Annotated in this window: 19 protein-coding genes; 11 read left to right on the forward strand and 8 right to left on the reverse strand. The window is 60.0% G+C overall.

Annotated features, from left to right (window positions below; translation table 11 throughout):
* Window positions 1-32: 32 nt before the first annotated feature.
* The 6 genes from ACQZ40_RS11835 to ACQZ40_RS11860 all read right to left on the reverse strand — a co-directional run bounded on the left by ACQZ40_RS11835 (window position 33) and on the right by ACQZ40_RS11860 (window position 6,873).
* Window positions 33-1,358 (reverse strand): LLM class flavin-dependent oxidoreductase, encoded by a 1,326-nt coding sequence (locus ACQZ40_RS11835; protein ID WP_174039803.1) that lies wholly within the window; start codon window positions 1,356-1,358, stop codon window positions 33-35.
* Between the two features lie 416 nt (window positions 1,359-1,774).
* Window positions 1,775-2,896: a sn-glycerol-3-phosphate import ATP-binding protein UgpC gene (locus ACQZ40_RS11840; protein ID WP_125146359.1), complete on the reverse strand. Its 1,122-nt coding sequence runs from the start codon at window positions 2,894-2,896 to the stop codon at window positions 1,775-1,777.
* Between the two features lie 32 nt (window positions 2,897-2,928).
* Window positions 2,929-3,813 carry an ABC transporter permease subunit gene (locus ACQZ40_RS11845; RefSeq protein ID WP_448748004.1) on the reverse strand — a complete coding sequence of 295 codons (885 nt, stop codon included), beginning with the start codon at window positions 3,811-3,813 and terminating at the stop codon, window positions 2,929-2,931.
* A 7-nt stretch (window positions 3,814-3,820) separates the two neighbouring features.
* Window positions 3,821-4,711 (reverse strand): carbohydrate ABC transporter permease, encoded by an 891-nt coding sequence (locus ACQZ40_RS11850; protein ID WP_065656065.1) that lies wholly within the window; start codon window positions 4,709-4,711, stop codon window positions 3,821-3,823.
* Window positions 4,712-4,793: 82 nt separating this feature from the next.
* A complete protein-coding gene (locus ACQZ40_RS11855) occupies window positions 4,794-6,137 on the reverse strand; it encodes an extracellular solute-binding protein (RefSeq protein ID WP_448748005.1) in 1,344 nt (447 codons plus the stop codon).
* A gap of 262 nt (window positions 6,138-6,399) precedes the next feature.
* Window positions 6,400-6,873: a VOC family protein gene (locus ACQZ40_RS11860; protein ID WP_174039801.1), complete on the reverse strand. Its 474-nt coding sequence runs from the start codon at window positions 6,871-6,873 to the stop codon at window positions 6,400-6,402.
* Between the two features lie 271 nt (window positions 6,874-7,144).
* Between ACQZ40_RS11860 and ACQZ40_RS11865 the strand changes: the two genes are divergently transcribed.
* From ACQZ40_RS11865 to ACQZ40_RS11875, 3 genes are all read left to right on the forward strand, one after another.
* The gene (locus ACQZ40_RS11865) at window positions 7,145-8,929 is read left to right on the forward strand and encodes a methyl-accepting chemotaxis protein (RefSeq protein WP_448748006.1); all 1,785 of its coding nucleotides are present in this window, start codon (window positions 7,145-7,147) and stop codon (window positions 8,927-8,929) included.
* Window positions 8,930-9,255: 326 nt separating this feature from the next.
* Window positions 9,256-10,149, forward strand: coding sequence for a transglycosylase SLT domain-containing protein (locus tag ACQZ40_RS11870; RefSeq protein WP_220319232.1), 894 nt, complete (start codon window positions 9,256-9,258; stop codon window positions 10,147-10,149).
* Between the two features lie 173 nt (window positions 10,150-10,322).
* A complete protein-coding gene (locus ACQZ40_RS11875) occupies window positions 10,323-10,736 on the forward strand; it encodes a hypothetical protein (protein WP_448748007.1) in 414 nt (137 codons plus the stop codon).
* Window positions 10,737-10,772: 36 nt separating this feature from the next.
* Here ACQZ40_RS11875 and ACQZ40_RS11880 read toward each other — a convergent pair whose 3' ends face one another.
* Window positions 10,773-11,675, reverse strand: coding sequence for a hypothetical protein (locus tag ACQZ40_RS11880; protein ID WP_059758740.1), 903 nt, complete (start codon window positions 11,673-11,675; stop codon window positions 10,773-10,775).
* 190 nt (window positions 11,676-11,865) lie between these two features.
* Between ACQZ40_RS11880 and ACQZ40_RS11885 the strand changes: the two genes are divergently transcribed.
* From ACQZ40_RS11885 to ACQZ40_RS11910, 6 genes are all read left to right on the forward strand, one after another.
* Entirely contained in the window at window positions 11,866-12,846 is a 981-nt protein-coding gene (locus tag ACQZ40_RS11885) for a 3'-5' exonuclease (RefSeq protein ID WP_125146354.1), read from the forward strand.
* Window positions 12,847-13,028: 182 nt separating this feature from the next.
* On the forward strand, window positions 13,029-14,114 hold the full coding sequence (locus ACQZ40_RS11890) for an ABC transporter ATP-binding protein (RefSeq protein WP_448748008.1): 1,086 nt from the start codon (window positions 13,029-13,031) through the stop codon (window positions 14,112-14,114).
* A gap of 30 nt (window positions 14,115-14,144) precedes the next feature.
* A complete protein-coding gene (locus tag ACQZ40_RS11895) occupies window positions 14,145-15,434 on the forward strand; it encodes an ABC transporter substrate-binding protein (protein ID WP_004432888.1) in 1,290 nt (429 codons plus the stop codon).
* A gap of 235 nt (window positions 15,435-15,669) precedes the next feature.
* On the forward strand, window positions 15,670-16,581 hold the full coding sequence (locus tag ACQZ40_RS11900) for an ABC transporter permease (RefSeq protein WP_448748009.1): 912 nt from the start codon (window positions 15,670-15,672) through the stop codon (window positions 16,579-16,581).
* Between the two features lie 4 nt (window positions 16,582-16,585).
* Window positions 16,586-17,404 carry an ABC transporter permease gene (locus ACQZ40_RS11905; protein ID WP_149743730.1) on the forward strand — a complete coding sequence of 273 codons (819 nt, stop codon included), beginning with the start codon at window positions 16,586-16,588 and terminating at the stop codon, window positions 17,402-17,404.
* 11 nt (window positions 17,405-17,415) lie between these two features.
* Window positions 17,416-18,219 carry an aspartate/glutamate racemase family protein gene (locus ACQZ40_RS11910; protein WP_448748010.1) on the forward strand — a complete coding sequence of 268 codons (804 nt, stop codon included), beginning with the start codon at window positions 17,416-17,418 and terminating at the stop codon, window positions 18,217-18,219.
* Here the strand turns inward: ACQZ40_RS11910 and ACQZ40_RS11915 are convergent.
* Entirely contained in the window at window positions 18,111-19,004 is an 894-nt protein-coding gene (locus ACQZ40_RS11915) for a hypothetical protein (protein WP_448748011.1), read from the reverse strand. The two genes, ACQZ40_RS11910 and ACQZ40_RS11915, sit on opposite strands and share 109 nt — an antisense overlap.
* Before the next feature lie 573 nt (window positions 19,005-19,577).
* On the opposite strand from ACQZ40_RS11915, the gene ACQZ40_RS11920 reads away from it, so the two are divergent.
* Both ACQZ40_RS11920 and ACQZ40_RS11925 read left to right on the forward strand, forming a co-directional pair.
* Complete coding sequence (locus tag ACQZ40_RS11920; RefSeq protein WP_448748012.1) at window positions 19,578-20,480, forward strand: hypothetical protein; 903 nt, start codon at window positions 19,578-19,580, stop codon at window positions 20,478-20,480.
* A gap of 60 nt (window positions 20,481-20,540) precedes the next feature.
* Complete coding sequence (locus ACQZ40_RS11925; RefSeq protein WP_448748013.1) at window positions 20,541-22,409, forward strand: tyrosyl-tRNA deacylase; 1,869 nt, start codon at window positions 20,541-20,543, stop codon at window positions 22,407-22,409.
* Window positions 22,410-22,541 lie beyond the last annotated feature (132 nt).

The raw sequence follows: 22,541 nt of genomic DNA on the forward strand, positions 1-22,541 counted from the left end.
CCGGGAGCGCAATCGGCGCGACGGCGCTTTATTCAGGTGAAAAAACGATTGGCTGGTCGTTGCAGGCCAAGATGGTCGCGCAATGTCGGCCCCTCATAGTCCCTGCGGAACAGCCCGCGCCTTTGCAGTTCCGGCACTACCTTCGTCGTGAAGTCGTCGAGGCCGGCAGGCAGGAAAGGGAAGGTGACATTGAAACCGTCCGAACCCTCTTCATGGAGCCATTGCTCCATCTCGTCGGCGATGGTCTTTGGCGTACCGACGAAGGCAAGACCCGCATAACCGCCCAGCCGCTGGGCAAGCTGGCGCACCGTCAGGCCCTCGCTTCGGGCAAGCTCGATCACCCTTTCACGGCTGGATTTGCTGGCGTTGGTTTCCGGAATATCAGGTAGGGGGCTATCAGGATCGAAGCCGGAAACATCGTGGCCGAGCGCAATCGAAAGCGAGGCGATTGCGCTGTCATAATGGACGAGACTGTCGAGCCGGGCGCGTTTGGCCTTCGCCTCTTCGACGCTGTCGCCGACGAGAACGAAAGCGCCCGGCAGGATGACAATTCCGTCGCGTGAACGGCCAGCGGCGACGGTCCTGTCCTTGACGTCCTTATAAAAAGCCTTGCCCGCCGCAAGCGTGGGTGTTGCGGCAAAAACCACCTCTGCCGTCTCGGCGGCAAGCTGGCGTCCCGGCTCGGAAGCTCCGGCCTGCACGATGACGGGCCAACCCTGCACTGGACGCGCGATATTGAGCGGCCCGCGCACGGAAAATTCAGGTCCCTTGTGGTCCAGCACATGCATCTTTTCGGGATCGAAGAACAGCCCGCTATCGACATGCCGGATAAAAGCGTCGTCGGAAAAGGAATCCCAGAGACCGGTGACGACATCGTAAAATTCCCGCGCGCGGCCATAGCGCTCGGCATGATCCGGCTGTTCCTCGCGGCCGAAGTTCCGGGCCGCGTCGGGATTTGACGTGGTGACGATGTTCCAGCCGGCGCGACCGTTGCTGAGGTGATCGAGCGAGGCGAAACGCCGGGCGACGTGATATGGCTCATCGAAGGTGGTGGAGGCGGTGGCGACCAGCCCGATGCGGGAGGTGACGGCGGCGAGCGCCGAAAGCAGGGTGAAGGGCTCGAAGGAGGTGACGGTGTGGCTGCGGCGCAGCGCCTCGGTGGGCATGTTCAGCACCGCCAGATGATCGGCCATGAAGAATGCATCGAACTTCGCGGCCTCGAGCTGTTGCGCGAAGCGCGCCAGATGGGCGAAATTGAAATTCGCATCCGGGAAGGCGCCCGGATAACGCCATGCGCCCGTGTGGAGACTGACGGGCCGCATGAAGGCGCCGAGATGCAGTTTGCGATCATTTGCCATTGGGCTTCACTTTCGTCGATGTTCTGGCTTGCGCGGCGCGTTGCGGAGGGCTCAGCCGCAGGCAGGCCTTTGCTCGTCGCGACGATATCCCCGCCGGGGGATTGGCGCGGCAAAGACTATTCCGATTATGATTTCGGAACCGAAAGATTTTTGCTGAAATTCTGCATCTGGCGATGATCCCGTGGCGGTAGCCGCTCGGCCATCTTTGAAGTGCAACGGCGCAGTGGCCGCGGCAACACAGTTGACGGTGGATGCTTTCGCTGTCAAATTTCCATAAAGAAATATATAATATTCAATATATTAAATAGGTTTTCTGATGTGATTTATCCGACTTGATCAGTCATTCGACACCATGCTTCCGGAGCCGGTGCGGGTGGACTATATCCGAAACCGCACCGGAGGCATCTTACGCGGGCCTAAACCGCCAGCAGTTTCTCGTTGCCGATGCGGGTGGTTTCGACGGCGCCCTCGGTTTCGATCCGTTTTCCCGTGGCCGGATCGAAGAAATGAAGGTGGGCGGCGGGGAGATCGAGGTGGATGCGCTGGCCGGGTTTTACCGAAAGGTCCTCACCGATGGCAGCGGAGAAGGTCTCGCCGGCGATATCGGCATGGACGATGCGGCCCGAGCCAAGTTCTTCGACGAAATCCACGACTGCCGGCACGCCGGCGCCATCCGTGCTGACCACGCACTGTTCCGGGCGGATGCCGACGGTCACGTCGCGGCCGCGCAGTTCCAGCGCGGTTTCGGGGAAGAGCTTTACGGGCGTGCCGTGCAGCATCACGGCGGGGGATTCTACCTCCACCCTCGTGTTGAACAGGTTCATGGCAGGCGAGCCGATGAAGGAGGCAACGAAGGTGCTGGCCGGGCGGTGATAGATATCCAGCGGATGGCCGACCTGCTCGACATTGCCCCTGTTCATCACCACCAGCCGGTCGGCCAGCGTCATGGCCTCCACCTGATCGTGGGTGACGAAAATGGAGGTGGCGGAGAGGCGCTGGTGCAGCTTGCGGATTTCCGCGCGCATGGTCACGCGCAGCTTGGCGTCGAGGTTGGAGAGCGGCTCGTCGAAGAGAAACACCGCAGGTTCGCGGATGATGGCGCGGGCCATGGCGACGCGCTGGCGCTGGCCGCCGGAAAGGGCCGCGGGCTTGCGCTCAAGATAATCGGAAAGGCCGACGATCTTTGCGGTCTCCTCGATGCGGCGCTGGCGTTCGGCCTTCGGAACGCCCGCGACCTTCAGCGCATAGCCGATATTGCCGGCCACCGACATATGCGGATAAAGCGCGTAGTTCTGGAACACCATGGCGCAGCCACGCTCGCGCGGTTCCAGCGTGTTGACCACCCGCCCGCCAATGGCGATCTCGCCGGAGGTGATGTCCTCCAGACCGGCGATCATGCGCAGAAGCGTGGATTTGCCGCAGCCCGACGGGCCGAGGATGACGACGAATTCGCCGGAGTCGAAGGTGAGGTCCACGCCGTGCAGGGTGGGCGTCTTGCCATAGGATTTGCGGACCTGACGGATATCGATCTGAGCCATGATGGGAAACCTTGTTGTTGAAAGCCGCGCTGTTACTTGTCGGACGAGACGAGGCCGCGGACGAACCAGCGTTGCAGGAAGGCCACGACGAGAAGCGGCGGCAGGATGATGATGAGCGAACCGGCCAGCGTGACGTTCCAGTCCGGCGTGCCGTCATCGGCGGGCAGAAGCGCGCGCAGCGACATCATCACCGTCTTGTAGGACGGATCGGTGATCATCAGCAGCGGCCACAGATACTGGTTCCAGGCGTAAACGAACATGATGGTGGTGAGCGCCAGCATGTTGGTGCGCGACAGCGGCAGCAGCATGTCCACGAAGAAACGCGCGGCACCCGAACCGTCCATGCGCGCGGCCTCCGCCAGCTCGTCCGGGATCGTCATGAAGAACTGCCGGTAGAGAAAAGTGCCGGTGGCGGTGGCGATCAGCGGTAGGGTGAGGCCGGCATAGGAGTTCAGCAGGTTCCATTCCAAGGTGACCTCGATGCCGAACAGGCCGAGGATGGAGCGGAACGGCTGGAAAAGATCGGCGGCGACCGAATAGGTCGGCACCACGCGCACTTCGAGCGGCAGCATCAGGGTGATGAACACCGTCCAGAAGAACAGATGCCTGAGCGGTGAGCGGAAGAACACGATGGCGAAGGCGGTGAAGGCCGAAAGGGCCACCTTGCCCACGGTCACCAGCGTCGCCATGATGATACTGTTGAGGAGGGCGTTGCCAAGATTGGCGCGTTGCCAGGCCGCCTGCGCATTGGTGAAGAATTCGCCCTGCGGCATGAAGCTGAAGGGGACGCTGTTGACCTGCTGGACCGACTGGCTGGCGCCGGAAATGACGACGATGAAGGGGCCGATGAGCAGGAAGAAGCCGGCCACCATGATCGCATAGGTCAGGGCGTCGGCATAGGGTGTGCGCTGGATCATCGCCGCCTCACTTGTAATGGACTTGCCGCTCGACGAAGCGGAACTGGATGAAGGTGAAGACCATGATGAGACCGATGAGGACGAGGCTCTGGGCAGAGGCGCCGGAATAGTTCAGCCCCTCGAAGGCCTCGCTGACGATGCGGTAGACCATCACTTCGGTGGCGTGGTTGGGGCCGCCCTCGGTGGTGGAGGCGACGATGCCGAACGTATCGGCGCCGACGAAACCCTCGGTCATCATGATGACGGTGAGGAAGAACAGGGTGGGTGCAAGCAGCGGCACCTGAATGTCGATGGCGCGGCGAATGGGCCCGGAACCGTCCATGGCGGCGGCCTCCGTCAGCGAACGCGGCACGGATTGCAGGCCGGCGAACAGGAAGATGAAGGTGTAGCCCGCCCATTTCCAGATGAAGATGACGATGACGAGGATGAGCGCGTGCTCGCCATATTTGGCCGGGTTCCAGATATCGGGCCACCAGGCATTCAGCGATGCGGCGATGCCGCGTTCCGGCGACAGGATGAAGCGGAAGGCCATGCCGGCGGCGGGACCGGCAATCGCATAGGGCAGGATATAAAGCACCCGGAAAAAGCCGGAGCCGGGAAGCTGGCGATCGACCGCAAGGGCGAGCACAAGGCCGATGAGGATCGCGAAAAACGGCCCGGCGACCGCAAAGATCAGGCTGGTGAGGATCGACTGCCAATAGAGCGGATCGCCGAAGGTTTCGATGAAATTGGCTAAACCGACAAATTCCGCCTGGCCGCCGAAGGGCGGCTCCAGGGTGAATGCCCAGTTCAGCACCGCCGCAACCGGCCAATAGAAGAACAGAAGGATAAGCAGAAACTGCGGCAGGGCGAAGAGCACAGGCAGCCATGTGCTTTTGAAGACGGTACGCTTTTCCATTGGAGTCCGGCAGAGTTCGAGATTTCGGCAGGCCTGCCCGAACGACTGTCCGGACAGGCCTTTGACGGCGATGAAAGAACGCTTAGTTCAGCTTGGCGCCTTCATAGGTCTTTTCGAAGCGGCGCAGGCCGGTATTAGCGCGCTCGACGGCCTTGTCGAGTTCAGCCTGGATATCGGCGTTCTGCATGAAGATGGCTTCGAGCGAGGTGGCGACTTCCTTGCGGATCTGCGTGAAACCGCCGAGGCGGATACCACGGGTATATTCGGAAGGCGGCATAAAGGTCAGGCTCTCGATGGCCTTTTCGCGGCCCTTATAGGGGGCCTTGTCGTAAAAACCATTGGCCTTCATGGCGTCGAAGCCGGTCTTGGTGACCGGGATGTAACCGGTAACGGTCGACCACCACTCAACCATGTCGGGCTGGGCGATGAAGTTCAGGAATGCGGCAGCGCCCTTGTATTCGGCTTCCGGACGACCGGCCATGACCCACAGCGAAGCGCCGCCGACCAGCGAGTTGTGGCGTTCGGTGCCCTTCCAGATCGGCAGCATGGCGACGTCCCACTTCACGCCTTCCGGCATGGACTTGCCGACGGTGCCGTGGTTGGCGATGGAAGTCATGAACATCTGGCAGGTCTGCGAGGTGAAGGCCGGCAGGATATCCATGCCGAGCTGCTTGGTCTTGACGACGAACAGCTTCTCGTCCTGCATCTTCTTGAAGAATTTCACGTGGTCGACGAACTTGGTCTTGTTGATCGCAAGTTCCGCGTCCAGACCCTGATAACCGTTGGCCTTGGTGGCGATTGGCTGGTTGTGGATGGCGGAGAACTGCTCCATCAGCATCCATGTGTCGAAGTTAAAGGCGAGCGGGCATTCGAAACCGGCGGCTTTCAGCTTCCTGGAAGCTTCTTCGACCTGTTCCCATGTGTCGGGCTTGAAGGTGATGCCGGCTTTTTCGAAAGCGTCGACATTGTAATAGAACATCGCGGTCGAAGAATTATAGGGGAAGGAGTTCAATTCACCCGAAGCCGTGGCGTAATAATTGGCGATGCCGGGGAAATAATTGTTCCAGTCGATCTTGTAGCCATTGTCGGCCATCAGCTTCTTGGCGGGAACGAAAGCCTTGGACAGCATCATGTCCAGCGTGCCGGCGTCATAAATCTGGGTGATGGCGGGCTGCTTCTTGGCGCGATAGGCGGCAATGGTGTTCTGCAGGGTGGATTCGTAATCGTTCTGCGAGGTGCAGACGATCTCGAATTCGGCCTGGGAGTCGTTGAACTTCTTGCAGGTGTCCTGCACGCGGTCGCCGAGATCGCCGGAAAGACCGTACCAGAATTCGAACTTGGTCTTTTCTGCCTGGGCGGCGGTGGCGCCGAAGGCGGCGGCGATGGCGACGCCGGCCACGAAGGAAGTCAGAGCGGAAGATTTCATGAGTTGAGCCCCGTTGCTGGAATGATGGCCTGCTCGGCAAGGACTTCACGTCCCCGGCACGAAGCCACGGAGGCTCTGCTAACAGCCGTCTTTGACGGATGGCTTACAGTTTGTTGAACGTTTTATGATGACTGGCCGCGCAGCCCATTCTGCGCGGCGAAAAATGGGCGACAAATACGAAAAACCGGAATTTAAGCTGATTTATCAGTGGCTTCCGGTTTTTGGCCTGCCTCGCTACTTGCTGCTGAACAGCTTTCGCCAGTCAACCGCGACGTGCAGCCTCGATGGCGGCGACGTCGATTTTCTTCATGTCCATCATCGCTTCGAAGGCGCGTTTGGCCTCCGCACCGCCGGCGGCCATGGCTTCCATCAGCACGCGCGGCGTGATCTGCCAGGAAACGCCCCATTTGTCCTTGCACCAGCCGCAGGCGCTTTCCTGCCCGCCATTGCCGACGATGGCGTTCCAGTAACGGTCGGTTTCTTCCTGGTCTTCGGTCGATATCTGGAACGAGAAAGCCTCGCTCTGCTTGAAGACCGGCCCGCCATTGAGGCCGATGCAGGAAACGCCTGCCACGGTGAACTGCACCGTCAGCACATCTCCCTTCTTGCCGGAGGGATAGTCGCTCGGCGCATGGTGAACGCCGGTTACCGCGCTATCCGGAAAGGTTTCGGCATAAAATCTGGCTGCGGCCTCGGCATCCTTGTCGTACCAGATACAGATCGTGTTCTTTTCCATTTGTGTGCTCCTCCCAAATTGAAATCGTCGTCGCGCCGGCGCGGAAATTCGCCGGCCATTGCCGGCTCCCCATTCGGTATAAAATGCGACCATGCGCCGAACGTTCCCAAAAAAGGCGGCGAGAAAAAACCGGCAGGCAACACATTGCACGGTATCTGCAACTTCAGATGATGAACATCAACTTTATCCTTAAATATTATTTAAGAATGTAATCATAATATTCACGAATGATTTTGAATAGGAATCATCCCTTTCCATCGGAGAAACGCGCGTGAGTATTCTTGATCGTGGTGCCAATGCTTTTGCGGTTCTCGCCGCGCTTTCCAAATCCCAGGCCATCATTGAATTCGACCTTTCGGGAAAAATTCTCAACGCCAACGAAAATTTCTGTCGGGCGCTCGGTTATGAGCTATCGGAAATCGTCGGCAGGCACCACAGCATGTTCGTGGAGCCGGCGGTCGTGTCCTCGCAGGATTACAAGGCCTTCTGGTCCAAGCTCTCGGCCGGCCAGTTCGATCAGCGGCAATATAAGCGCATCGGCAAGGGCGGTCGGGAAGTCTGGATCGAGGCGTCCTACAATCCGGTGTTTCGTCGCGGCAAGCCGGTGAAAGTGGTCAAGATCGCCACCGATATTACCGACCGCAAGCTGAAGGCGGCGGAAGATGCCGGCAAGATCGACGCCCTGTCACGGGCGCAGGCCATCATCGAATTCTCCCCGAATGGCGAGGTTTTGACCGCAAACGAGAATTTTCTGGCCGCGCTCGGTTATTCGCTGGCGGAAGTGCAGGGCAGGCACCATTCCATGTTCTGCGAACCGGCCTATACGCAGTCGTCGCAATATAAGCAGTTCTGGGAAAGGCTGGCCGGCGGCGATCTCGTGGCGGATGAGTTCATGCGGCTTGGCAAGGGCGGCCGCAAGGTCTTCATTCAGGCGTCCTATAACCCGATCTTCGATCTCAACGGCAAGGTGTTCAAGGTCGTCAAATTCGCGACCGACGTGACCGGCCGCGTCGAAAACGTCGAAAAGCTGGCGCAATGTCTCACCGATCTGGCCGAGGGCGATCTTGCCCAGAGCATCGACAAACCCTTCATCCCCTCGCTTGAAAGATTGCGCACGGATTTCAACGCGGCTTCGGAAAAGCTGAAAAGGGCCATGACGCTGGTGTCTGAAAATGCCGGCGCCATTTCTTCCGGCTCCAACGAGATCAGGTCCGCTGCCGACGATCTCGCCAGACGCACGGAGCAGCAGGCCGCCTCCATCGAGGAAACGGCAGCCGCGCTCGAAGAAATCACCACCGCCGTCAACGATTCGAGCCTCCGCGCCGAAGAGGCCGGCAAGATCGTCGCCCGTGCCCGTGACCATGCGGAACATTCGGGCCAGGTGGTGCGCGATGCGATCGGCGCCATGGACCAGATCGAAAAATCATCACGCGAGATTTCCAACATTATCGGCGTGATCGACGAAATCGCCTTCCAGACCAATCTTCTGGCATTGAATGCAGGCGTGGAAGCCGCGCGCGCGGGTGAGGCGGGCAAAGGTTTTGCCGTGGTTGCGCAGGAGGTTCGCGAACTCGCGCAGCGTTCCGCAACGGCCGCCAAGGAAATCAAGAGCCTGATCAATGCCTCCGGCGCGCAGGTGGAAAACGGCGTTGGCCTCGTCACCCGGGCGGGTTCGGCCCTGCAGGAAATCGCCGAGCAGGTGCGGGATATCAACACCAATGTCGTGGCGATTGTCGATGCCGCGCGCGAACAGTCCACGGCGCTCGCGGAAATCAATCAGGCGGTCAACACCGTCGATCAGGGCACCCAGCAGAACGCCGCCATGGTGGAGGAACAGACCGCCGCAAGCCACAGCCTTGCGCGGGAAGCGGCGGCCCTGTTCGAACTTCTCGGGCAATTCCGGTTCGAGGACATGGCCCGATCCTCCGCCTCTGCGCGCGGCGGCTTCGAGCAGCAATCCGCGCCGGTGAGCTCGCATCGCAGCGCACCCCGCCCGCTTGCGGCGCGCGGTTCCGCCGCGGTTGCCGTCAAGCTTGAGGAGTGGCAGGACTTTTAGGGTGAGGCCTCAGCAAGCCGAGCCAATCACGCCAACGTCATCCTCGGGCTTGTCCCGAGGATCTGCAACGTATTGATTTTATTCGACATGATCAGATCCTCGGCACAGGGCCGAGGATGACGTCGAGAGAAAAGTTGACCCTCCATTATTGACTTGAAAGGGGTTGCCCGCCGTCCGCGCCCCATCCGATCACGCCAGTCCATTCGATGTTCGATACGTGATGACAAGCCGGAAAGCTGGGCATATCTTCCGGATTGGCCGATAATCGGCACATCGTGTCTGGAGTTTTCGGGGGCTTTCGCTTGGCAGGGATATCGACAAGCCGCATGGCTCTTGCCCTGTGTCTGCTGACCGCAGCCTTCGGCGCGGCGCAAGCCGAAGAGCCCGCCGGGAAAAAAGCCGCCTGCGCCTATAGCCATGATGTCGCGCCGGACCTGTGCATCAATGCAGGCAGTTACAATAATGATCTTTGCCATGCCATTGAGGTGCTCGCCGCCCGCCATGCCGTTCCGCCGGATTATTTCGCCCGGCTGATCTGGCGGGAAAGCCTGTTCCGGCCCAATGCGGTCAGTCCGAAGGGGGCGGAGGGCATCGCCCAGTTCATGCCGGGAACGGCCCGGTTGCGCGGTCTCGAAGACAGTTTCAACATCATCGCCGCGCTTGAGGCGTCTTCCCGATATCTCTCCGAATTGAACGTGCAGTTCGGCAATTTCGGCCTTGCCGCCGCAGCTTACAATGCGGGGGAGGCGGGCTTGCGGAACTTCATCGCCAACGGCCGCCTGCCCACCGAAACCCGCGATTATGTGTTTGCGATCACCGGTTATCCGGTGGAGACATGGAAGGACAATCCGCCAGAAAAGGCGGCGCCGGCGCTGGATGACAACCGTTCCTTCCTCGATGCCTGCGTGCGTCTCGCCGACACCCGCACCATGAACGATCCCGTTCTCATTGCATCGGCCGACTGGGCGCCATGGGGCGTGCAGCTTGCGGCGCATTATAATCCGTCCGTGGCGAACCGGCTTTTCACCCGGGCGATCCTGCAGCTTTCGGAGCCGCTGAATGCCGAGCGGGCTTTGATCGTGCGCCAGCGGGGCGGAAATTTCGGTTCGCGGCCGCGTTATGCCGCCCGCATCGGCCGGGAGACCAGAGCCGAGGCCAATGCGCTTTGTGGCGATATCCGACGGGCGGGCGTTCCCTGCACCGTGTTCCGCAACAGGTAAAAACGGAGCGCGCCGGACCGGTAAATCGTCTCCCCGCGACAGGGCTGATCATAAGAAGTTGATCGGCTTTGCGGCCGTTCCATCTTTCCGTGCAAAATGATCGTGCCTAGATTTGCCCCCGGACGCTGGCCGACAACCGGGGCCAGCGACGTTTTGTAGGGAATGATCTGGAAATGAGATGGCTTGAAAGAGGATGTCTGGCGGCTGTGCTGGTCGTCGTTGCGGCGTGCACCAGCGCCGGCGAGACGGAGGTTTCCCGCACTGTCGCAGGTTTCGTGGGGCAACCGCGTGAGGCCGCAATAGCCCGACTCGGCCGCCCGAACAAGGTCATCATCGAAAACGGCGAAACCGAATCCTACTGGCTGAAAGTCGATAGGGAGCCCTATGCCGGCCTCAGCAACAGGCGCGAAGTCAAAACCGTCGACGGGCAGGCGCAGGTCTCGGAAACCGAGGGCATGAAGATCAAGGAACATCGCCGCGACTGCATCATCAAGATAACCGCGGATGCCGGCTCCATCATCAGGACGAGCGAGATCATCGGCAATCCGGCCAATTGCGAAAACCTTCTCGACAGGCAGGCTTCCTGACGAACTGCTGTCGCGCTCGATCCGGTTGCCGGAGCCTCAAAGCTCCATTTTGATGGTCAGCATATATTCGGTGCCCTTCGCCCGGTCACGCGTGCGGGAGACTTCAAGCGTGACCTTGTCCAGCTTGTGCCCAAGGGTTTCCTTGATCGTTCCTCCCGGCGTATCCTCGCGCCGGAACGAGGTGTCGCCGTAACCGACGCCGATTTTGCGGGTAATGGCGTTTTCCGTGTAGGTTCTTCCAAACATGGCGGAAGCCTGGCCGCTGCGCACTGTCGTTTCGAAGCCGCGGGATTCGATGTCGCGATAGGCCGAGGCGGCAATCGAATTGTCCGAACTGCTATAGCTGCCGCCGGCGCTTATTCTGGCGAGCCGATGGCCGTCATGTTCCAGGGAAAAATTGCCGTCGGCCGAAGGTCCGAAACGACCGCCGTTCATGGCGTCCTTATAGGTGAAGCGGAAGCGGCCGCTGCGTGCGTCCACCTGATAATTATAGGAGGCGTCGCCGCTGCGGATCTGGATGCCCGGCGCCGGCTCGCTGCCGAGAATCGGCGATACCTTGTCCGCGAACTGGAACAGGGGTTTGGTGACCTCTTCGAATTCCGACTTCGACAATGCCAGCGGCTTGCCATCCGGGTCGAACTTCCCGACCGCCAGGCACGGGCGCTGGTTGATGATGCTCTTCAGGGCAAAGACCGTGCAATTGTCGCTGGTCGTGCCGGCAATCGCGGCGTGGACGGAATTGCGCAGGGTGTAGCTGCCGCAGCAGGAGAATGCTTCATTGTCGAGGCTCGCATCGCGCGTATAGCCCGTAAAGACAATGCCGCTCGCCCCGTTGGTGAGGCCTGCATTGGCGAAATGCGGCCCGCTCTGCAGCGGAAACAGCTTCAGCCGGCTCTGATCAGCGAGCGTTTTCGGGTTGGAAGGCGATGGAAGCGGCATTCTTCTTCTCTCCTGAACACGGGAACGGTGCGCTTTTTTTACCATCGTAAATTGAAGCCGCAACCCTTAACTGTACCCCGTGAGATATGCCGTTTCTGTGGATGAGAGCGACCGCTGTTGTTACTGTGAGCCTGTGCGCATATGCTGGAATACTCAATCTTGATTTCCGGGCAAGGCGGACAGGCGCATAATGACCTCCCAGTTGGATTTTTTCGCACCCGCGGCAGCGCGGCTTCCGCAGGGTGAACGAGGGCGAAAAGCGGGTGGTCGCGAAACGGCCCAAAAGACCGGTACGGACGATGAGGCCCTTGCCGCATATCTTCAATCCACCGGCAATTATCGTGTCCTGCGCCGGCTGCAACCGCGCGCGGTCGTCGATCGGCCAAGGCCGGAATTTGCCCGTCAGGGTGTGATCCTCGATACGGAAACGACGGGTCTCGACCATCGCACCGATGAGATCATCGAAATCGGCGTCATCACCTTCACATTCGACGATAACGGCACAATCGGCGATGTCACCGGCATTTATGGCGGGTTGCGGCAGCCAGGTATCGCCATTCCCGAAGAAATCACCCGCCTGACCGGGATCACCGATGAGATGGTCGCGGGACAGTCGATAGACATGGACCGGCTGACCTCCCTCGTTGCCCATGCCGATCTGATCATCGCCCACAATGCCGGTTTCGACCGTCCCTTTTGCGAGGCCTTCTCGCCGATCTTCCGCGACAAGGCATGGGCCTGCTCCGTTTCGGAAATAGACTGGCGCACGCGTGGTTTCGAGGGCAACAAGCTCGGTTATCTGATCGGCCAATCCGGCTATTTCCATGATGGCCATCGCGCGGTGGACGATTGTTTCGCGCTGCTGGAAGTGCTGGAGCAGACGCGCCCCGGCCAGAGCAGCACGCCCTTTGCCGAACTCCATGACGCGAGCCGGCGCTCAAGGGTGCGCCTCTACGCGGAAAACAGCCCGTTCGACATGAAGGATCATCTGAAAAAGCGCGGCTATCGCTGGTCGGACGGCTCCGATGGCCGGCCGAAATCCTGGTGGGTGGAGCTGCCGGAGGAAAAGCTCGAAGAGGAGCTGCATTTCCTGCGGACCGAAATCTACCGCTGGGACGCCGATCCGACGGTCAAATATCTCACCGCTTTCGACCGGTTCAGGGCCGGGTGAAGCGCGGGGCATTTTGGGCTTTCAGATTGCATACAATTTCTGCAATGAATCGAGAACAATCGCTGTAAAATTGGGCAGGTCCGCGCACGGGTCTCCGAAGCGCAAAAAAATATCATTTTACATCAATGGCTAAGCCGATTGGCACGCCTCCTGCATGACAAAGACGTCGCAGGAGAGTGTTTATGAGCAAAGCCGCAGCAATCGACATCGCGTCCGTATCCAAGATTTACGGCAACACTACTGCCGTGCATGCGATAAGCCTCAAGATTCCCGCCGGGAGCTATTGCTGCCTGCTTGGCCCGTCGGGCTGCGGCAAGACCTCGACATTGCGGATGATTGCCGGCCACGAAAGCATCTCCAGCGGCGATGTCCGGCTCGGCAATACAGTCGTCACCGATCTGCCGCCCGCCCGGCGCGGCACGGCGATGATGTTCCAGTCCTATGCGCTGTTTCCGCATCTCGATCTCGTCGACAATGTCGCTTTCAGCCTCAAGATGAAGGGCGTGGACAAGGAAACCCGCCGGGCGAAGGCGCTCGAAATGCTGCGGCTGATGCAGCTCGAACCCTATGCCAGCCGCCGGCCGGCCCAGCTTTCCGGCGGCCAGCAACAGCGCGTGGCGCTGGCGCGTGCGCTGATTACCGATCCCGAGGCGCTGCTGCTGGACGAGCCGCTTTCGGCGCTCGATCCGTTTCTCAAGATCCGCATGCGCGCCGAGCTGAAGAAGCTTCAGACCTCGCTCGGCATCACCTTCGTTCACGTCACCCACAGCCAGGAAGAGGCCATGGCGCTGGCCGATATCATCGTCGTCATGAATGACGGCCGCATCGAACAGGCGGCCACCCCGCGCGAGGTGTTCGAGCGTCCCGCCACTGCCTTCGTTGCCCGCTTCATGGGCGACCACAATGTCATTTCCGGGCGTTACCGGGAAAAAACGGATGATCTCGTCACGCTCGAAGTGGCGGGCGGCGGCACTTTCACGGCAAGCGGCGTCGCCCCGGATGACGGCGCGATCGATATCGCCGTGCGCACCGACCGCGTCCGCGTCGGGGAGGCGCAGCAGCCGGGCCTCGGTTTCACCGGCATCGTCTCGAATGTCGAATATCGCGGCGCAAGCGTGAAGATCGCCGTAACCGGCGCGGGCATCGAGGATTTCAACGTCATCCTCAGCGATGCCGCCTTCTTCGAAAACCCGGTCAGGACCGGCGACGCCCTACCGCTTTCATGGAATGCGGCCGATGCCATCGTGCTCGGCCGGGTAGAGAAGTGACCCCAAAAATAACCAGAGGAGAACTTTGAAATGACCGATACCACCAACAGCAAAAAGGGCCTGTCCCGCCGCGGCCTCCTGAAGGCGGGCGCTGCCGCCACGGGTGCGGCGATCGGCTCCGGCCTCATCACCGGCTTCCCGACCATCTGGGCGCAGAACCCCATCACCATCCGCCAGTTCGGCACGGGTGTGTCGAACCTCAACGCCATTGCCGAAAAGTGCAAGGCCGATCTCGGCATCACGCTTGAAATGACGGCGACGGATTCGGATGCCGCCGCCCAGCGCGCCGTCACCCAGCCGAATTCCTACGATATCGCCGATATCGAATACTGGATCCTGAAGAAGGTCTATCCGGCCGGCGTTATCCAGCCGATGGAAATCAAGAAGCTGAAATATTACGACAAGATCGTGCCGCTGTTCAAAAACGGCAAGCTGAAGCCGGACAGCGTCGTGGCGCAGGGCACGGCCCCGCACACCGTCGGTTTCGTCGAAAAGCCCGGCGACAAGAAGTTCGCCAAGGGCGAGACCGATTATTTCACCATGGTTCCGACCATCTACAACGCCGATACGCTCGGCATCCGCCCCGATCTCGTCGGCCGCGATATCTCCAGCTGGGCCGATATCATGGACCCGAAGTTCAAGGGCAAGACCTCGATCCTCAACATTCCCTCCATCGGCATCATGGATGCGGCGATGATCATGGAAGCCATGGGCAACATCAAATATGCCGACAAGGGCAACATGACCAAGGAGGAGATCGACAAGACCATCGACTTCCTCATCAAGGCGAAGAAGGACGGCCAGTTCCGCGCCTTCTGGAAGAGCTTCGACGAAAGCGTCAACCTCATGGCGTCGGGCGAAGTCATCATCCAGTCCATGTGGTCGCCCGCAGTCGCCGCGGTCCGTTCCAAGGGCATCGCCTGCAAATACCAGCCGCTGAAGGAAGGCTATCGCTCCTGGGGCGGCGGTCTCGGGCTTGCGAAGCACCTCTCGGGCGCGAAACTCGATGCGGCCTATGAATATATCAACTGGTACACTTCCGGCTGGGTCGGCGCTTACCTCAACCGTCAGGGTTATTATTCCGCCGCCATGGAAACGGCCAAGGAACACATGAGCGCCGACGAGTGGGGTTACTGGGTCGAAGGCAAGCCGGCGCAGGGTGATATCATCGCGCCCGACGGCAAGGTCATGGAAAAGGCCGGCGCCGTGCGCGATGGCGGCTCCTTCGAGGAACGCATGGGCAAGGTCGCGTGCTGGAACTCCGTCATGGACGAGGACCGGTACATGGTCCGCCGCTGGAACGAATTCATCGCGGCCTGATGCCTTTAGGACGACACCGGCGGCAAGCGCGCCGCCGGTCAATTGCAGCGACAGGCATCCCACCTCTCATTCGTCATCCTCGGGCTTGACCCGAGGATCTAACGAACCGCCACATCGGACGTGGTTAGATCCTCGGGTCAAGCCCGAGATGACGTCGGGAGTGTGGAGGACTTGTCAACAAGATCGCTGGCGGCATGGCGTCGGTGCATACGCAAATTCAGGGAAAGGCTCGGATATGGTGACGGTCAGACTCATCGGCGTCAGCGATAAAAAGAACAGGCCGCCCCGCAGCTTCGCGCTGCCGCAAAAGTTCGTGTCCTATGTTCAGGCCGCTCCGCTTTTGCTGATCCTCGGCTTTTTCCTGGCTCTGCCGATCCTCATGATCGCCGTCGTCAGCTTCTGGGATTACGATTTCGCCCAGATGTATCCGGATTTCGTGACGTTCAACTATCTGGAAACGCTCGGCTCGTGGGTCACCTGGCAGACCTATCTCAACACCCTGAAATATGCTGTCATGGTCTGGGCCATCACCTTGTTCTGTGGTTTCTGGCTCGCCTATTTTCTTGCCTTCCACATCCGCACCACCACCATGCAGATGGTGCTGTTTCTCGTCTGCACCGTGCCCTTCCTGACGTCGAACATCATCCGCATGATTTCCTGGATTCCGGTGCTTGGGCGAAATGGCCTCGTCAACAGCGCCCTGGTCGGTACCGGCATCATTCCCGAACCGATCGAATGGCTGCTTTATTCGGATTTCGCCGTGGTGCTGGCCATGGTGCATCTTTATACGCTGTTCATGGTCACGCCGATCTTCAACACGCTGATGCGTATCGATAAATCGCTGATCGAGGCTGCGCGTGACGCCGGCGCGACGGGCTGGCAGACGCTCACCAACGTCATCATTCCACTTGCCAAACCCGGCATGGCGATTGGTAGCATCTTCGTCGTCACGCTGGTCATGGCCGATTTCTCCACCGTTCAGGTGATGTCCGGCGGTCAGAGCGCCTCGGTGGCGCTGATGATGAAGAACCAGATGTCGCTGCTGCAATATCCGGCCGCCGCTGCGAACGCCGTCATCCTGCTCATCCTCGTTCTTCTGATGGTCGCGGGCATCCTGCGCATCGTCGATATCCGCAAGGAGCTTTGATCCCATGCATCAGGAAAAACGCGGCCGCGAATTCTATGTCCTCGCCTTCTTTTTCGCCCTCTTCGTGCTGTTTCTTTACGGCCCGCTGTCGGCCATCCTCATCCTCGCCTTTCAGGGGCCCAATGGCGGGCTGACTTTCCCGCTGAACGGCGTTTCGCTGCACTGGTTCGGCAATCTCTTCGAACAGCAGGCCGTCGGCGATTTCGGCGGCTCTTTCCGCCGTTCCTTCGGTCTCGGGCTGATGGTCATGGCCGTTACCGTGCTTGTCTCGCTGCTGGCGGGCCTTGCCTTCCGGCGCAAATTCATCGGGGCGACGCCGTTGTTCTATCTGTCGGTCGCAAGCCTCGTGGTGCCGTCGATCATCATTTCGCTCGGCATCGGAGTTCTGTTCCAGCAGCTCGGGCTGGAGCCGTCATGGTATACATCGGCCTTCGGCGCGCATCTCACCTGGACGCTGCCTTTCGGCGTGCTCATCATGCTGGCCGTCTTCAACCGCTTTTCGCCGTCCTATGAGGAAGCGGCCCGCGATCTCGGCGCATCCTCCTGGCAGACCTTCGCCCATGTGGTGCTGCCGATGATCGCGCCGAGCCTGATCGGCGTCGGCCTGTTCGGCTTCACGCTTTCTTATGACGAGTTCGCCCGCACATTGATGACGTCAGGCACCTACAACACGCTGCCGCTGGAAATCTACGGCATGACCACCAATGTCACGACGCCGGTGCTTTATGCGCTCGGTGCTGTTACAACCCTGTTTTCCTTCCTGGTGATCGCGGCCACGCTCGGCCTGATCGTCACGCTCAATCGCCGCCATTCACGCGGATAAAGAAACGTAAAATGCGCATTCTCGTCATCAATCCCAACACAACGCAATCCATGACCGCGACCATCGCCGACGCCGCGACGCGAATAGCTGGCCGCGATACGGACATAATGGCCGTTACCTCGTCCATGGGCCCCGTCTCCATCGAAGGTTATTACGACGAGGTTTTCGCCGTTCCCGGCCTGCTGCTGGAGCTGGCAAAGGCGCCGGCGCTTGGAGCCGACGCGGCGATCATCGCCTGTTTCGACGATACCGGGCTCGATGCCGCCCGGACTCTCGCCGATATTCCCGTTATCGGCATCTGCGAGGCGGCGGTCTCCGCCACCGCCTTCATCGCCCAGAAATTCACCATCGTCACGACGATGGAACGCTCGCGGCTGCCGCTGGAACATCTCGTCCATCGTTATGGCATGTCCGCCCGCTGCAATGTGCGCGCCGCCGATATTCCGGTGCTGTCGCTGGAAGATCCCGCCTCGAACGCTCGTGAAAGGCTGCGCGCGGAAATCTCACTGGCCCTGAAAGAGGACAGGGCGGAGGCGATCGTGCTCGGTTGCGCCGGTATGGCGGATCTTGCCGCCGAACTGCGCGATGAGTTCGGCGTGCCGGTTGTCGATGGCGTCGCGGCGGCCGTCAAGCAGGCGGAATCGCTGGTGTCCATGGGGTTGTCCACCGCCAAGCGCGGCGCCTATGCCACGCCGCTTGCCAAGCCCTATCGCGGATTGCTGGAGCCATTCCGGCCGGACAGGCTCTCCGGGGCATCGGCAGACAGCGGAGACGTTCTCACCGCTTCCGCCCATAAAACGACGAAGGCGAGCTGATAGGCCAGATCGCGCTGGACGTTCTGCAATGCAAGATCGCTCAGAACTATTCTGGATCCGTTTCTTTGCAAGATGTTCAAACGCTCGGCCTTGGCGAGTATGGCCGTGACATGAGCGCGACTGACCCCATAGGCGCGCGCCGTCGCCTTGCGGGAGAACACGCAACCCGTCGCATCGCACGCGTCTGTCTTCGCGGCGGACAGCAGGTCCAACAGGATCAGGAAACCAGGCGCATGCCCAAGGAACATCCGCATTCCCTCTGAGAGAAAAGGCAAATCCTGCGCGTGCCGCAGAAACCAGCTCACACCGTCGATCAGCGCGCCCGTTCCGATGGCTTCCTCCGCAGGCGTCTCCGTTGCCGGGAGGGTTTGCCATGGCGAGGCCGCGACGCAATAGGTGCTGGCAAGCCTCTCGATTGCCGAAATAATCCAGCCATTTAGCGACCATGGCCGCTCACGGTTATCGCCGCCGGGCGGGTGACGCTGCGCGGTATTTTCCAGTTCCAGCCAGTCGATCAAGGCGCGTGTCCTGCGGCTGGATGCCCAGCCGGGTGGAACGACGACTGCCTGAACCGCCGCCAGCGTAAATTGCCCGCCATGGACCGATGCGATACCCACGGCGCACATGACGGTGGCGAATGCGCCGAAGTCTCCGAGCGCACGGACGAGGCGCTGCTCCTGTTTGAAGGCGTTCGATAGGTGGGTGCAAAGATAGGTGACAGCATCACCGAAGGCATCGTCGTTCAGGATTCGGTTCGCAAGTAGGTCCAGCCTCTCTCGAAGCATGTCCGGCCGAGGCCGGGCGAAGTCCCTCCTCGGGTGCGTCTTTGAAGCTGGGGCGCCTGCTTTTCCGGATACCTTTCTCCCGTGGTTTTTTGCGCATCGCTACTTTATGGCGAATTCGAAAACGTGAGTTCTGTTCGCTGACAACGGCCGTGCAGGGCAGTCGTGACAGCCGGAAGGTTCCCCTCCGTAAGATGCGTGCATTTTGTTGCACTCCCCCGAGGCCCTGTTGAGCGGTATTAAAAAATACTCTCATAAATTGAATGTTAAGGGGCGCGTAAAAATGTGTTCCCTTTTGAAACGGTTTGCGGGAGTAACGCTGACAATAGCGTTATATGCTGTTTTTATTGCATAATTTAATGAAGCATCGGATGTGGAATCTTTCGTCCATTTTCCCGGAATGCAATCTTTGATGGTTGCTTTTTAGGTCTTGACGACGTTGCAGACGATGCGTCCGAAAGCGCCTGATATCCGAATGTTACTGCCATGTCTCCGGCACGGTCGGCAGCGATGCCGGGCGGCGCATGGAGCCCGTCATGCCTTTTATTCATCCCCAATTCTCCAGAGGAGGTTAAAATGATGCAACTTAAACACGTTGTTTTTGCCGGCCTTGCGGCCTTCGCAATGCAATTCGATATCCCGTCCATGGGCCAGCCGGCCATTGCGAACGCGGCCACCCTCACCGTCGAGCAGACGGCGGCTTTCAAGTCGAAACTGGAACAGGCGGAAGCGAGCCGCGAGCTGCTCGGCCGCCGATCCGTGTGCCTGATGGACCATCTGACGGCGCAACAGCAGCTCAGCGCCGACCGCGAGAAGGCGCTGGGGGAGGCCATGTACCTGCAGATCGAGCTGGAGCGGCAGGTGGTGCAGTCCGAAACCAGCGTGAAGGGCTATGAGGAGCTGGTTCAGTCCGAAAACGAGAACGTTAAGGCGCGCCAGGCCACCTTCGAAAAAGCCCGGAAGGAAAGGGACGAGCAGGCCAAGCGAGTAAAAATATGCAGCGGCGTCCTCTTCTTCCTGCCGGGAATTTGCCAGGCCGGTGACGCCGCGGTGAAGGCGCTGGGCTGGATGAATGATGCGGAGCGGGAATACCGGACCGCGCAGCCACGGCTGGACAATGCCCGGGCGGCTCTTGAAGGCGTTCGCAACCAGCTCGAAAACAATCGCCGCCAGCTTGCGGCGGCACAGCAGAGCCACGCGGAAAACCAGAAGGCGGTGAAAACTCTGGAGGAGCAGATCACCAAGCTCAAAGCGGCGATCTCCACCATCAACGTCAAGGTTCAGGACTTCAACATTCAGGTCGGCAACTTCACCAGCGCTCTGAAGGAAGCGAGCGAGGTCAATCCTGACGACGCGAAAATACGTCAGGTTACGCGGCTGTCCGCCGAGATCGACGGCCTGACCAAAGACGTGCCGCAGTTCATTTCCTCCACCGAGGCCGGACTGCCGGACGACGCGAAGAAGCAGTGCGGATCGTGAACGATCACCCCCCCCAAAAAAAATGACTCTCCGTAACCACCCATCAACAGGAGCATGAAAATGAATAATGTCGTGACTTTCGAAAGCCGGACCGCCCAGATCAACAGCGCAATCGACGCCGGCGTCGACGCTATCGTTTCGCAACCGAATTTCAGCCTTCCCAAGTCGGATACGGCGCTTGTCCGGTCTTATGTCGATAAGATCCAGGGGACCTATGATGTCGAGCGCGCCAAGCGCGACACCGACAATGCGATCGATCTGCTTTACATCGCCTATAACACCACGCCGCAGGAAAACGGCGATATTCGCGTCCGCATCAGCGCAATCATGAACAGGCTGATCACGTCGCAGCAGAAAAGCGAAATAGTCATGAAGAACGCGATGGAGGCGGCCACCCGCATCGGCCTGTCCATCGGCGATCTTTTCCCGGACTGGCTCGATGTCAGGGAAGAAAACGATCAGGCCGGAATCAAGGCATTTGTCTCCAACGATCTGATAAAGCTCGCAACGAATATCCGGGATAGGGCTCTCAGCGTTCGAGACGAGCTTCTTGCCCTTGCTGCGACCTATGACGCCATCATCAGGGACACGGCGCAAACCACGGATATGAGCGAAACGGCCTTGAGCAAACGCCTCGCCGATAAAGCGGTGATGGAACGGGAAATCCGCGAGGCGGACGCACGGCGGGAACAGCTTGAATCGCTTGTCAACGATCTCAAGGAACAGGTTGCGGCATTCGAAAAGAAGGCCCGGGAATATGAGCAGCGGGCCAATACGGCCGAGCAGCGTGCTTTTGTCATGTTGATCGTCCGCGTCGGCGCGCAGATGATTTCAAGCGCAATTCCCGCCATCGCCATGGTGGCGGGCGGTCCTGCCTCCATGCTGGCCTCGTCGGTTGGCGGCGCGCTTTCGGGACAGTCCAAGGCCGGGCACGATGCAGACGGGCAGGGGCAGGGCGGCGGCTCCCGCACCCCGTCAGGCGGCGGAAGCAAGGCCGATGCGGCCGCCAAGCAGAGCGAGCTTTCCGAAAAGAAAGCCGAGCTTCGCAAGAGCGAGGAAAAACGCGACGCTCTGAAGGGGGATGTCAAGTCGCTCGAGGACGCCAAGGCGAAGCTTGCGCAGGACGCGGAGAGCGCGGACCCCAAATCGAGCAAGGCCATCGAGCTTGCCGAACTCGACAAGCGTCTGGCAGCACGTGCCGCGGAACTCAAGGCGCAGGAAGAAAAGATCGCCGCTCAGCAAACGGTTATTTCCAGCCTGCAGGCTTCGCTCGATGCTTTGGACAAGGGGCTGGGCAAGCTCTCCGAAGAGCAGCAGCAACAGGCGGCCAGCCTGCGCGAAATCCAGATGCAGATGATCGACAAGGCGGAGGCCTATGAGAAGGAACGCCGTACCCAGGCGGCCGAGCTCATCAGGATCAACGCCTTGCTGAAGGGAAAGCAGGCCGAGGATGACAAGATCAAGCTTGCGGTGCAATCGCTCAACGTCAGCATTTCGGCGCTGAAACGCATGAAGGAAATCGTTGAAGAAATCGCCTTCTTTTTCAAAGGCTTCGCCGATTTCATGCAGGCGGTTGCAGATGATGCCCAGCGTCAGATCACCGGCATCGAAAATGTCGCCGGGCAGGAGACGCTGCGAAAGAACCGCTTCGCGCAGCTCATCCGCTCCGTCGACGAGTTCTTCGTCAGGCAAACCGCCCAGTGGCACGCGGTGGTGATCGTCTCCGACCGCTTCAACCGCAGCTTTGCCGAAGGATGGTCGAAGCTCAACAAGTTGCAGGGTGGATATATCGACAGTGCCAATCTGCCGGCCTATCTGGCGGGTGTCGCGGAGAAGCTCTCGGCCATCGTCGCCGAACGTGAGGCTGCCGCGGACGCAAAAATCGCGTCGTTGCAGGCCTATCGTCAGGACCTCAGCAAAACCGCCTGATCCCTTAAGAGCCTGCCGCTCCTGTCCCGGCCCGACAGGAAGCGTCTCCATGATCCCGGCCGAACACGTCCCCTCGGGCATGGGATCATGGGCAATGTCCTGCCGGCGCAGATGCCGGCAGGACGGCCAACA

This window comes from Agrobacterium sp. 16-172Ci (assembly GCF_053522725.1).

What these genes read in the sequence shown, in the direction of transcription:
- ACQZ40_RS11925 (WP_448748013.1), top strand. Translation starts at nt 20,541, where the DNA reads ATGAATAATGTCGTGACTTTCGAAAGCCGGACCGCCCAGATCAACAGC.
- ACQZ40_RS11900 (WP_448748009.1), top strand. Translation starts at nt 15,670, where the DNA reads ATGGTGACGGTCAGACTCATCGGCGTCAGCGATAAAAAGAACAGGCCG.
- ACQZ40_RS11880 (WP_059758740.1), bottom strand. Translation starts at nt 11,675, where the DNA reads ATGCCGCTTCCATCGCCTTCCAACCCGAAAACGCTCGCTGATCAGAGC.
- ACQZ40_RS11845 (WP_448748004.1), bottom strand. Translation starts at nt 3,813, where the DNA reads ATGATCCAGCGCACACCCTATGCCGACGCCCTGACCTATGCGATCATG.
- ACQZ40_RS11905 (WP_149743730.1), top strand. Translation starts at nt 16,586, where the DNA reads ATGCATCAGGAAAAACGCGGCCGCGAATTCTATGTCCTCGCCTTCTTT.
- ACQZ40_RS11850 (WP_065656065.1), bottom strand. Translation starts at nt 4,711, where the DNA reads ATGGAAAAGCGTACCGTCTTCAAAAGCACATGGCTGCCTGTGCTCTTC.
- ACQZ40_RS11860 (WP_174039801.1), bottom strand. Translation starts at nt 6,873, where the DNA reads ATGGAAAAGAACACGATCTGTATCTGGTACGACAAGGATGCCGAGGCC.
- ACQZ40_RS11875 (WP_448748007.1), top strand. Translation starts at nt 10,323, where the DNA reads ATGAGATGGCTTGAAAGAGGATGTCTGGCGGCTGTGCTGGTCGTCGTT.
- ACQZ40_RS11840 (WP_125146359.1), bottom strand. Translation starts at nt 2,896, where the DNA reads ATGGCTCAGATCGATATCCGTCAGGTCCGCAAATCCTATGGCAAGACG.
- ACQZ40_RS11855 (WP_448748005.1), bottom strand. Translation starts at nt 6,137, where the DNA reads ATGAAATCTTCCGCTCTGACTTCCTTCGTGGCCGGCGTCGCCATCGCC.
- ACQZ40_RS11890 (WP_448748008.1), top strand. Translation starts at nt 13,029, where the DNA reads ATGAGCAAAGCCGCAGCAATCGACATCGCGTCCGTATCCAAGATTTAC.
- ACQZ40_RS11885 (WP_125146354.1), top strand. Translation starts at nt 11,866, where the DNA reads ATGACCTCCCAGTTGGATTTTTTCGCACCCGCGGCAGCGCGGCTTCCG.
- ACQZ40_RS11915 (WP_448748011.1), bottom strand. Translation starts at nt 19,004, where the DNA reads ATGCTTCGAGAGAGGCTGGACCTACTTGCGAACCGAATCCTGAACGAC.
- ACQZ40_RS11895 (WP_004432888.1), top strand. Translation starts at nt 14,145, where the DNA reads ATGACCGATACCACCAACAGCAAAAAGGGCCTGTCCCGCCGCGGCCTC.
- ACQZ40_RS11920 (WP_448748012.1), top strand. Translation starts at nt 19,578, where the DNA reads ATGATGCAACTTAAACACGTTGTTTTTGCCGGCCTTGCGGCCTTCGCA.
- ACQZ40_RS11835 (WP_174039803.1), bottom strand. Translation starts at nt 1,358, where the DNA reads ATGGCAAATGATCGCAAACTGCATCTCGGCGCCTTCATGCGGCCCGTC.
- ACQZ40_RS11910 (WP_448748010.1), top strand. Translation starts at nt 17,416, where the DNA reads ATGCGCATTCTCGTCATCAATCCCAACACAACGCAATCCATGACCGCG.
- ACQZ40_RS11870 (WP_220319232.1), top strand. Translation starts at nt 9,256, where the DNA reads ATGGCTCTTGCCCTGTGTCTGCTGACCGCAGCCTTCGGCGCGGCGCAA.